8 protein-coding genes are annotated in these 11,975 nt (G+C 41.5%); 4 read left to right on the plus strand and 4 right to left on the minus strand.

The features are described from left to right. Positions 1-231: 231 nt before the first annotated feature. Positions 232-903: a DUF1361 domain-containing protein gene (locus tag NOS7107_RS01630; RefSeq protein ID WP_015111247.1), complete on the plus strand. Its 672-nt coding sequence runs from the start codon at positions 232-234 to the stop codon at positions 901-903. Positions 904-1,050: 147 nt separating this feature from the next. Then, positions 1,051-1,872, plus strand: coding sequence for a hypothetical protein (locus NOS7107_RS01635; RefSeq protein WP_015111249.1), 822 nt, complete (start codon positions 1,051-1,053; stop codon positions 1,870-1,872). Positions 1,873-1,876: 4 nt separating this feature from the next. Here NOS7107_RS01635 and NOS7107_RS01640 read toward each other — a convergent pair whose 3' ends face one another. Then, complete coding sequence (locus NOS7107_RS01640; protein ID WP_015111250.1) at positions 1,877-4,213, minus strand: putative PEP-binding protein; 2,337 nt, start codon at positions 4,211-4,213, stop codon at positions 1,877-1,879. Between the two features lie 709 nt (positions 4,214-4,922). Here NOS7107_RS01640 and NOS7107_RS01645 point away from each other — a divergent pair. Continuing rightward, entirely contained in the window at positions 4,923-5,378 is a 456-nt protein-coding gene (locus NOS7107_RS01645) for an MgtC/SapB family protein (RefSeq protein WP_015111251.1), read from the plus strand. A 12-nt stretch (positions 5,379-5,390) separates the two neighbouring features. Here the strand turns inward: NOS7107_RS01645 and NOS7107_RS01650 are convergent, their stop codons facing one another. The 3 genes from NOS7107_RS01650 to NOS7107_RS01660 form a co-directional block, all read right to left on the minus strand. Continuing rightward, a complete protein-coding gene (locus tag NOS7107_RS01650; RefSeq protein ID WP_015111252.1) occupies positions 5,391-5,807 on the minus strand; it encodes a hypothetical protein in 417 nt (138 codons plus the stop codon). Between the two features lie 74 nt (positions 5,808-5,881). Further along, positions 5,882-7,000: a DNA replication/repair protein RecF gene (gene recF, locus NOS7107_RS01655; RefSeq protein ID WP_015111253.1), complete on the minus strand. Its 1,119-nt coding sequence runs from the start codon at positions 6,998-7,000 to the stop codon at positions 5,882-5,884. Between the two features lie 110 nt (positions 7,001-7,110). Further along, the gene (locus NOS7107_RS01660) at positions 7,111-9,972 is read right to left on the minus strand and encodes a cation-translocating P-type ATPase (RefSeq protein ID WP_015111254.1); all 2,862 of its coding nucleotides are present in this window, start codon (positions 9,970-9,972) and stop codon (positions 7,111-7,113) included. Positions 9,973-10,296: 324 nt separating this feature from the next. Here NOS7107_RS01660 and NOS7107_RS01665 point away from each other — a divergent pair, with 324 nt between their 5' ends. Next, positions 10,297-11,931: a transglutaminase family protein gene (locus tag NOS7107_RS01665; RefSeq protein WP_015111255.1), complete on the plus strand. Its 1,635-nt coding sequence runs from the start codon at positions 10,297-10,299 to the stop codon at positions 11,929-11,931. The last annotated feature ends 44 nt before the right edge of the window (positions 11,932-11,975 follow it).

The following is an 11,975-nucleotide window of genomic DNA, read 5'->3' on the forward strand; positions in this document are numbered from 1 at the left end:
TATACTAGTACGAAAAGTAGAAAGTATGAAGTATGAAATGATTAAGCCTGTATAGTCCGCTTAAGGTTTTTAGTGAGTACTATCTTTATCCACCCGATGTAGGCTTTTTACAGCCCGACAGAGCATACATAAAGTATCACAGCTAATTTTTGCCTAACTTATCAGTCCACCACAGAAGTTAAGACTAAAGAACGATATTAAATCAATCACACATCTTGCAAGTGAGCATTTATGAAAGGGGAATTGATTGAATTGATAGCCAGAGTTGTACAGGTCTTGCGAATCAACATGAATTGGATGACTTGGAACCTGTTTTTGGCTTTTATACCTTTAGCTTTAAGTGTTTGGTTGTTCCGCACAAAACGGGGACGTTCTTGGGTTTGGTGGTTGGGATTTATCGTATTCTATGCTTTTTTACCAAATGCGCCTTATCTATTAACCGATGTCATTCACCTAATTGACGATATTCGGACAATCCAATCAGTGTGGATGATTACTTTGGTATTAATTCCGGTTTATTTGCTGGTAATTTTTGCTGGCTTTGAAGCTTATGTTATATCTTTAATAAATTTAGGCTACTATTTACACCGCATTGGCAAAAGCCACTGGATTTTTAGGATTGAATTAATTACTCATGCTCTTTGTGCTGTTGGGATTTATTGGGGCAGATTTTTACGTTTCAACAGTTGGGATTTTATTACTCAACCGGATGCCTTATTGACTAAAGGTGTCGAGGAACTTTTGGGTAAACAGCCTTTAGTACTGATAACTATTACATTTGTGATTCTTCTCGGTTTGTATTGGATGATGAAACGAGTGAGTTTAGGTTTTGTGAATCCATCAGCACAAGGGATAGCAGTCCAGCCAAATTCGCCTAATACAGATACACCCAATGTGGGATAAATGCAACTTCTTGCTCAAATTGTTGGTAGCAAGGTTTATGCTATGGAACTAGAAAAAATGCCAAGTCAGTTAGAAGTAGCAGGTATTTTCCGATATTGATGGTTTTTGTAGTGTTGTATACAGTTGAACAAGCTACATACAATACTTATGCTGAATAATCTTCGTGCTTTGTTGAGTCCATCTCTGATCGGTCTAGCTGTTTTTAGCCAGATGGCTGTATTTGCCCAGTCAAGTAGTGCAGAAACTATTACTGGGCAATTAGGTAATGTTAGTGCAGAAATAACTTATGACAAACCAGAGGAATATCAATATAAAAATGTCCGTTTGCAGATTAGCCGCGCAGGTAAAGTTGTTTTAGATCAAAAACTGCCCCAAGAAAGTGAATATGACCGACCTGTTGGCGGTATATACGAAAAAGAAGATAAGTTGCCCATACTAGATTTAGACGGTGACAAAGAACCAGAAGTAGTTACCGATTTCTTTACAGGCGGCGCACATTGTTGTACTTATTCTTTAATTTATCGCTACGACAAAAAATCCCAAAAATATACTCAAATTCGCCATGATTGGGGTAATGGGGCTTATCGACTCAAAGATTTAGATAAAGATGGTATCGTAGAACTTGAGAGTCAAGACGATCGCTTTGCTTACGCATTTACAGCTTATGCGGCTTCTGCCTATCCACTGCAAATTTGGCAATATCGTCAAGGCAAAATGGTTGATGTGACTCGCCGCTATCCCAAGTTAATTTATAGCAATGCTTCTGAGTTATGGAAAACTTACACCGAGATTCGTCAACAAGGTAATGACGGTAAAGGATTTTTAGCTGCATATTTGGCAGATAAGTATTTGCTGGGTCAGGGAGAAGATGGTTGGAAACGAGTCCGACAAGCTTATACCAAAAGTGACCGCAACCAATATTTTGCTGATTTACGTAAGTTTTTCCGGGAAACTGGATATATTAAGTAAGATTTTATGGCTGGCTGATGTGACGGCGTGCTGCTGCTAAGATTAACCGATGTTCAGCACGAGCGATCGCTTGATATGTCCGTTCTACTGCTTCCGGTTCTACAGAAATTGATGTGATACCCCATTCCACTAGTTGGTCAATAATTTCGGGATATAATGCCGGTGCTTGACCACAGATGGAACAGGGGATTCCCTCATTTTTGGCCATTTGAATTAGTTGAGCGATCGCACTCATCACCGCTGGATGGCGTTCATCAAATGTTTTTGTTAGCTGTCCTTCTTCTCGATCTACTCCTAGCAACAGTTGGGTGAGGTCATTTGTGCCGATGGAAATTCCCTGAACTCCAGCTTTGATATACTCTGGGAGTAAAAATAATACACTAGGTACTTCTGCCATCATCCACAATTGAAATTGTGATACCTGAGTTAAGCCAATTTGCTCAACTTTGTGGCGACAAAAGGTAAATTCAGCGACATTCCGCACAAAGGGTAACAAAAGCCGGAGATTGCTGTAGCCAGCTTTCTGCACATTAAGTAAGGCTGTTAGTTCCAACTCAAAAACAGCGGGATTGCTGACATAACTCAATGTGCCGCGATCGCCCAGGATAGAATGTGGTGCAGATGGTGAAGTGTGAGTTAATGATGAAAACTCCGGGAATCGCCAATCAAGAGAGCGATAAAACACTGGTCGGGGTGTAAAAGCCCGCACAAAGTTGATAATTTGCTGTGTCCATATCTCCAACAGTTCAGCCCGACGACCACTCAACAGCCAATTATGAGGATGTTGCCCTTCGAGTATATTTAATAACATTAATTCTGAGCGTAACAATCCCACACCATCGACAGGTAAGTTTTGCGATCGCTCGATTAAGCTAGGCTGACTCAGGTTTACCAATAGTTGAGTAGCAATGATGGGTAAATGAGGGCTAACAAGGGGATGGTTTGATGAAAAAGCAGAGATAGGGGAATTAATTTCTTGATTTTCTCCATTTCCGGCTTTACTTTCTCTCAGGCGATAAACTTCTCCTCTGTCGCCATCTACCAGCAATTGTTCTCCGGTTTGAATTAAGACTGTAGCATCTTTGGCGCTAACAACTGCGGGAATACCCAATTCTCTCGATAAAATCGCTGCATGGCTAGTCAATCCCCCTTGTACTGTAACAATCGCCACAACTTTGTGCATCAAAGTTAACCAATCAGGTGCGATCGCTGGGACGACGAGAATGACTCCTTGGGGTATTTGCTCAGGTTTTTGTAGCGAATTAATCACATAAGCACTAGCTGTTACCCTTCCTGTGGCTGCGCCTAGCCCTTTGATTAACTGTAAATTGGGAATTGCCGATAGGGGAGTGTTAACCTCTGTAATATGGATTTGAGACACTGAATCTGCTGCTGCAATACTCCACTGGAAAGTAAAACTGTTACCCAGTTCACTGACTAGTTGATTCCCCAAAGCTATGACTTGTTGCAAATTTTGTTCTGGTAGCGCATATTGTTTTTGTGCTTCTTCTGGTAGTAAATTAGCAATTAGACCAGTATTTTCATCAATGATTGCTGACTGGATTGGTGCTTGCTCGGCTGCTGTTGTACCATCATCAAGACGATAAGCCAGTATCTTATTACCCAAATGTCGTTCTAAGACAATACCTGTTTCTTGCTGGATGTAGTATAAATCTGGCAAAACTTCACCCCTGGTAAGTGCTACACTTAGTCCCCAAGTTGCTTCAATTGTCCACCCAGCAGAATTAGCCTGAAGTGAGCCACTGGCGATCGCATTTTGTATTGGTTGGACTAACACAGCCAAATTCACATTTTGCAGATCAATTCCCATGCGTTGCCAATACAGTAAACTTCTAGCGCGAAATAACTGACTCCAGATGCGCTTTAATCCTACAGCGATCGCCTCCTCATCACAATAACAAAAGCTTGCCTCCAACAACCCAGATGTATTTCCTACCCCTTGTGCAGTATCCCCAACTGACAATGTTGGTTGCAAAATCAAATATTTAGCCTGCCATTCTCTCGTCGCTGCTAAAATTGTCCTCACCCACTGTGGCGGTACAGTTGCACCTACTATTTCTTGGCGCAAGCGACTAGCTACCAGCTGAAGCTGTCGCCAATTAGCTACATCTAAATGCAATGAAGAATCTGGTAAGTCTGCAACTAAGGACTCTGAACTGTTGATAGTTTCTAAAAATTGCCGCAAAACTTCTGCTGAAACCACAAAACCAGGTACTACAGGGTAGCCACGCTGCATGATTCTGCTTAAGTAAAATGCTTTGTCACCTACTTTGGTGCGGTCTTGTAGTTTAATTTGGTCAAGCCAGTAGACTTTTTCCACTCACGTTATTTTTTATTAGTTGTCAATTTGCTACTACAGGCTTTTTCTCTCGGCCAATATTTTCAGGCTATTGACTAAATTATCTGCCGAGAGAAGTTCTTGCTTGTCTATTATTTAAGATTCGTTTGACTTAGTTAAGAGTTAATTTTTTATTCCACGATGTCTGGTAATAATCTCACCCCTTGGCTAATTGATATTTCTGTTGCAATAGTCATAGATAAAACTCTAGACAGGTATATAGCCTTCAAGTATTGAGTTTATGACTAAACTTAGCAGTTTGAGTTAAAATTATACTTACTAATCAGTTTTAACACTCAAATAGCTAGTCCATCAGTTTGAAAGTTATGTAGTTAGTGCAGATCATTAATATTGCCATAAATTTTCATCCAAATTCCATATCATCTGCCTAAATATAGAACTACACTGAATACATCTGATTATCCAAAATTATCATGATTGGCTGGTAATCAATCATTGTCTTTAAATTCTCCAGAACATCTGGCCTTTTAGTGAAATTAATCAAACTAAGCCAGAATATTTTTCCCCAATAATTTATACTCAGCGCTGTTGCTTGATAGCAATACCCATCAAGTTGGGACACAGAAATAGTACCAAATATCTTTTACTCAACTCTAATTACCAGCAGCAATGGCGTTATTTTTAAGTTAGAGTAACATATATTACTTTATATATATATCTAAAAACAGAATTGTTAAATACTTACTACTTTCCACCAAATGATTGGCTGAATACTCTTTTTAGACTTTGCCTAGCTTTACTGTTAGGCGCAGTTATTGGGATAGAACGTCAAATTAGACGTAAGCCAGCAGGTTTAAGAACGCACACATTGGTTAGTTTGGGTTCAGCCTTGTTCACTCTTATACCTTTGCAAACAGGTATGTTAGGGGCCAGTCCTGATGCTCTGAGTCGGGTAATTCAAGGTATCGCCGCAGGTGTAGGATTTCTTGGGGCTGGAGAAATTTTTCGAGAATCTTCCCAAAAATCACAGCAACTTGAAGTTCACGGACTGACATCAGCCGCAGCGATTTGGGTTTCAGCCGCATTAGGAATTGCTGCTGGGTGTGGTTTATGGCAATTGGGATTAATAGCTGCTTTATTGACAATTTTAGTGCTGAATCTGTTTAAGAAATTAGAAAATAGTTAAGTTTGCACTGGGTCATTTATTAAATAAGGCTAATGCTTGAGTAAAAATTTCTTCTTCGGCTCTAGTTTCTAAGATTAATTTAACTAAATATATAAATTCCCAATCTGTTTGGTTATCAGTTTCAATAGTTTTACTAGCTGCGTAAAAACTCACATCATCAGTACACAACTCATTAGTATTACCTGTTTGTAATTCTGGTCTTCTGATATCCCATGAGACTGTTTTACCACGCAAGGTAAATTGAAACCAGATTATTTTTTCATACTCAAATTCAAAAAAAACATCAAAATAAGGTTCTTCACCTTGCAACCAAATTTTTTTATAGCCCTCTTTCCGTCTTTGTTTTAAGAACTTTTGCTCAATTGCTCGTAGTGATGCACCTAATGATGCGATTTCCTGTGGCTCTAATTTGTGATTAGTTTTTTGCATAATTGAAATGTCATTGTCATTTGCCACTTGTCAATAGTCATTCGTCAATTCTCACAATGACAAATGACTATTGACTAATTCATGAATATCTCTCCTGCTTTGACAAACAGAATTTGAGAAGAATTTAACCACTGAGCATCAAAAGAACTCAAGTGAGTTGTGGTAATTAAAGTTTGAAAACGGTCTTGAATCGCATCAAGCAATTGATTTTGACGATATGGATCTAATTCAGCCAGGACATCATCAAGCAACAACAGTGGCGGCTCTTTAACCACTTCTTCAATTAGCTGTAATTCTGCGAGTTTTAAGGCTAAGACTAAGGTACGTTGCTGACCCTGAGAACCATATTGCCGAGCAGGCGTTTGATTAATAGTCAATTCTACTTCGTCACGATGAGGGCCGACAAGGGTAGTACCTCGGTAGAGTTCGGCCACAGCGCGGTGCTGAATTTTTTGTAAAAAAGCTTGCTGGACTTCTTCTGGTTGGTTCTGCGCCAAAGGAATGTTAGGTGAATATTTAATTTCTAAGACTTCGGTACTGCCACTAATGCTGGCGTGCCAAGCCGCTGCAATAGGAGCTAATCTTTGGATAGCCCGATCGCGTCTTCTAATTACTCTTGTGCCTGTAGTTGCTAACTGTGCATCCCAAAGGGCGAGTTCTGAGTGTTGAGTGCTGATAGCTGAGTCTTGGTTTTTTTTTAAAAAGGCGTTGCGTTGGCGTAATACTTGGTTGTACTGGTGCAAAATATGAGCATAAACTGGTTCGAGTTGAATTAATAGAGTGTCCAACCAGTTGCGCCGGATTTCTGGACTTCCACGCACCAATTCTAAATCTAAACTGGAAAACTGCACGGCGTTGAGAACACCCAAAAAATCCATTTGTCGCCGCACAATCTCGCCATTAATTGCCACACTGCGGCGACCATTACGGCGGAGAGTTAAATTTAAATCACTACTACCTGTATCTCGTTCCAGGCTGGCATTGATTTGGGCGAAGTCTGTCCCATCTTTAATTAAATCGCGATCGCGTGCCATACGGTGCGATCGCAATGTGGCTAATAACTCTACTGCTTCCAACAAATTCGACTTACCCTGAGCGTTATTTCCTACCAAAATCGTTTTGGCAGCATTGAACTCAACCCTTTGCTCTTGGTAATTCCGAAATTGTCTTAGATGTAAAGTTTTGAGATACATAGTTTAAGTAAAAAGGCAAAAGGCAAAAGGCAAAAACAAAGATTCTTGAAGCAAGGCTGAAGTTATAAACTATCTTCTCTTTTTACTTTTTACTTTTACCTTTTTACTTATTAAACAGTTCTCTTGCCCATTAAACGGAAGAAGATTTTCTCACCTTCAATCCAGACAAACATTAAGGCGCTGAAACCAATACAAATTGCCAACTCTTCGGGAGGTAGCCAGTGAGTGCCGAAGAAGTCGCGCAGGGGTGGAACGTAAACAAGCATGAGTTGTAAAATTGTTGTCACCACAACCGCACCCAGCACGAAAGGATTAGATACAGGATTCATCTCAATGGTAAGTTGGTTATTAGAACGAATAGCGATCGCGTGACCCATCTGGGCAATACACAAGGATGTAAATACCATTGTTTTCCAACGTTCTGGGTCGAGTCCATTCCCTGTGACTGTGTGAGTATGATGATATGCCCACTCCATGAGAATGATCGTAATAATCGCAAACACAATTCCGATGCGAATCATGTAGGAACCCAAACCCCTAGCAAAAATGCTTTCGCGGGGACTGAAGGGGGGACGCTGCATCACATCTGGCTCTGGTGGTTCGACAGCTAAAGCCAAGGCTGGTAAACCGTCTGTGACCAAGTTCATCCAGAGAATTTGCAAGGGTGTGAGGGGAACACCACCTAAACCTAAGATTGGTGCGGCGGCAATAGTTAAAACTTCGCCGATGTTACTACCCAAGATGTATTTAATAAAGCGGCGAATATTGGTGTAAACCACTCTACCTTCTTTAGTTGCCGCCACGATGGTGGCAAAGTTGTCATCTAGAAGCACCATATCACTGGCTTCTTTACTCACATCTGTACCAGTAATGCCCATTGCAATCCCGATATCTGCTTGTTTTAAGGCGGGGGCATCATTCACACCATCACCAGTCATGGCGACAAATCTACCCCGGCGTTGCAATGCTTGGACAATTCGTAGTTTGTGTTCTGGGGCTACTCTGGCATAGATGCTTACTAAGTCAACTTGTTGCTCTAGTTCCTGGTCGCTCATACGTTGCAATTCTTGACCAGTTAGCACTCTGTCGCTTTCTTGAGCAATGCCCAAATCGATCGCAATGGCGCGGGCTGTCAACTGATGGTCGCCTGTAATCATTACTGGGCGAATTCCGGCTTGGCGACATTCTGCCACGGCTGCTCTCACTTCTGGTCTGGGTGCATCCAGCATTCCGACTAACCCCAGCCAAATCAAGCTGTTCTCCGATGCTTCATCTGAGCCTTCTAAGGGGACTTCTGTCAGGGGTTTGCAAGCAAAACCCAAAACTCGCAAGCCTTTGCTGGCCATTTGGTCATTTGCTGCCAGAATGTTGCTACGTTGTTCTTCTGTTAAAGGTGCTGAGTTTGTACCTAAACGAATTTCCGTGCAACGAGCCAAAATTAATTCTGGGGAACCTTTGGTAAACATCAGGTAAGGTTCAGAGTTGATAAAACCGGAAATTGCCGGATCTACACCTGTTAGCGATGGTTCTCCAGTAGCGACTTCTTCTACCTGAGTAATCACACTCATCCGTTTGCGTTCTGAGGTAAACGGAAATTCGCTCACACGAGGTAACTTACTGTTCCACTGGTCTTTCTCAATGCCAGCCTTACCCGCTAGTGTGATTAATGCGCCTTCGGTGGGGTCGCCTAAAATTGCCCATTCCCCTTGTTCTTTTTGCAATACCGAATCATTACAAACGGCACAAGCGACGAGTAAAGCGGGAATTTCGGGGTAATCTTCCACAGGGATTTTTTGACTATCTAATTGAAAATCCCCAACAGGCGCGTAACCTTCTCCTGTTACCCGAAAAGTTTTGTGGTTGGTAAAAATCGATTGCACCACCATTTTGTTCTGTGTCAGGGTGCCTGTTTTATCAGAACAAATTGTTGTGACAGAACCCAAAGTTTCTACTGCTGGCAGTTTGCGAATCAAGGCATTGCGGCGTACCATCCGCTGGGTTCCTAATGCCAAGGTAACAGTAATAACGGCTGGTAAACCTTCTGGAACTACTGCCACCGCCATACTTAAAGAAACTTCTAAAAGGTCTTGTAAGTTACTAAAACCTCTGGACTGGATGATACCACCAATGACAACGATCGCTACTAAAATCAAGGAACCAGAAACTAGAACGTTACCCAGTTGCGTCATCCGTTGTTGCAAAGGTGTCGGTTCACTCTCCACCGATTGCAACATGGTGGCAATTTTACCTAGTTCTGTGGTCATTCCTGTGTTTGTCACCAGAACTTTACCGCGTCCTTGGACAACTTCAGTGCCTTGAAAAACTAAGTTCAGGCGATCGCCTAAAGATGTATCTTCGGGTAGTTGGAGAATTGCTTGTTTATTGACAGCTTCTGCTTCCCCTGTCAGTGCTGATTCTCGCACTTGTAAACTGGACTGTTCGATTAAGCGTCCATCTGCGGCTATCTGCACTCCCGCTTCCAGCAACATGACATCCCCTGGAACGATTTCTTTCGCTGCGACATCCAATAGTTTTCTGTCGCGGATGACTCGCACTAAGGGAGAAGCCATTTGTTTAAGCGCGGCTAAAGCTTTTTCGGCACGGCTTTCTTGCACATAACCAAGGATGCCATTGAGAACCACAATTGCCATAATTGCAACTGTATCTTTGAATGGCACTTCTCCTGGTTTTAATGCGCCAGCTTGCCATGCGGTAAAATCCAAGAACCCTGAGATTAAAGCCACAGCAATCAGCATCAACAACATAATGTTCTTGAACTGATCGAGCAAAATTTCCCAAGCACTGCGGCCACCATGTTCTTCTAATTCGTTGGGGCCGTATTTTTGCAACCGTTGTTCAACTTCTTGGGGTGTTAAGCCACTGTCTGCCTTACTATCAAGCAGGCCTAGAGCTTTATCAACTTCCAAAGTATGCCAAATTGGGGTACTTTCAGGCAGAGAATTAGCAGACATTGTGTAGGTTACAGAAAAAGGTTACAAAATTCGATCATAATTTAGTGATGGCGATAAAACCATCCACTAAAGTTACATTAGGTTATTACTAACTTGTACAAGTTTAAATGTGTTTCCTGACATTTGCTAACTTTTTTTAAGTTAGGATGTTGTGTATTTTTATGTAATTGATACTAATTCTAAGAATTTTTGATTAAAAATCGTCCCCAAAAAAACTTGCGTTTCCGTCTAGAGGCTATAGCAAAATATATGCTAGGCGTGCTAAACCGGGGAATATATATGCTTAATATAAATTTTGCACTCCCTCATTAGACTGCAAGCCAGATGTTTGGGCAAAGGACAATTCGACCGCTTACTGCTGCCTCCCTATGTGGCATTGCTTTTATTCAAGATAGACTGATTGCGATTGACAGTACAAAAGGGCATCTACTAGAGATTGATCCTGAGTCTGACAACAGCAAAATTATCAATCCGCACCAGGTGAAAGAATTTGATGATGTCACCGGGTTAGCAGTTTGGGAAGATACCCTCTGGGTAACTCGTGGTAATAGTGTTTATTTATCGAAGTTGGGATCTTTAGGGCTAGAACATTTTGCGACCTTACCCTATACCGCTAATGGTGCGGCTGTTTGGGACTCAACAGTTTATATTAGCTGCCAAAAGCTAGGTTACATTTTGATTTTTGACCGTAATACCCGCAAAGAAATTACCAAATTTTATGCGCCTGGAGTTGGTGTAGAAAATTTGGCAGTGACTCAAGAAACTTTGTGGATTTGCGATTGCACTGAACAAACAGTTTACTCGATGGATCGGGCGACGGGTGAGCTAAATTTTAGTGTGCTGACACCGTTTGATTCACCTACAGGGATCGCCGTACATCACGATGGTGAGACAGGTAAGGAAACCCTTTACGTTGCTTATGCTTCTGAGGAGCCTTATATCCGGGATAATCCCAATGCTGACCCAAATCATGAGTTAACTTACCGCGATCGGACTTTCATTCACCCGCTGTATTACTATTACAACCCAGATAAGCGCTACGCTCTTTCTAATGGCTATCTCATTGAAATGTCTTATGCCGAAGAAATTGCACCCTTAGAAGAGGTGTATCTCCCAGATGTCGAATGGCGCATTGCGTTACCTTCAGAAACTGAACGCCAAACACTTAAACACATCGAACCTATTGGTGTTCCTTTTACAGAAGAAGTAATTGACGGGCAACGGGTTGCAGTGTTTAAATTTGAGGCGTTAGCTCCTGGTGAACGGCACGTATTTGGCTGGAAGGCATTGTTAGAAGTACGGGGGATTAAGTATCGAATTACGCCTAAAGATGTGGAGGACTTGCCAGAACTTTCCGCAGAATTTCAAAGTCGTTACCTAGTAGATGACGACGATTTGGCAATGGATACTTCTATTGTCCGCAATGCAGCCCGTGATGCCATTGGCTCTGAAACCAACTTGCTGCGGAAAATGTATAGTATCCGTAACTATGTTTACGATGAGTTGTCTTACGGCATTAAACCCTACATTGACACCCCAGATATAGTTTTAGAACGAGGAGTTGGTTCTTGTGGTGAGTATGTGGGTGTTTTACTGGCTTTGTGCCGCATAAATGGTATACCCTGTCGTACAGTTGGCAGATACAAATGCCCCCCATATAGCGAACATCAAGGAGTACCATTACAACCAGATTTTAATCATGTTTGGTTGGAGTTTTACATCCCTAATTTTGGTTGGTTGCCAATGGAATCAAATCCTGATGATTTGGGGTATGGTGGCCCTTATCCGACTCGCTTTTTTATGGGCTTGTGTTGGTATCATATTGAAATTGGCAAGGGTATCACTTTTGAAAGTTTAAGTAGTCAAGGCAATAGACTAACAAAAGAAGATATCCCTATAGGTGATTTAGCAATTAATCATATTCGCTTTACGATTCTTAAAGAATTACCACCTTTTTAATTTTTACCTCGTTAGTTGGGTCATATCCTCCAAATGTTTCATTG

This window comes from Nostoc sp. PCC 7107, from assembly GCF_000316625.1.
Lineage (GTDB): Bacteria > Cyanobacteriota > Cyanobacteriia > Cyanobacteriales > Nostocaceae > Nostoc_B.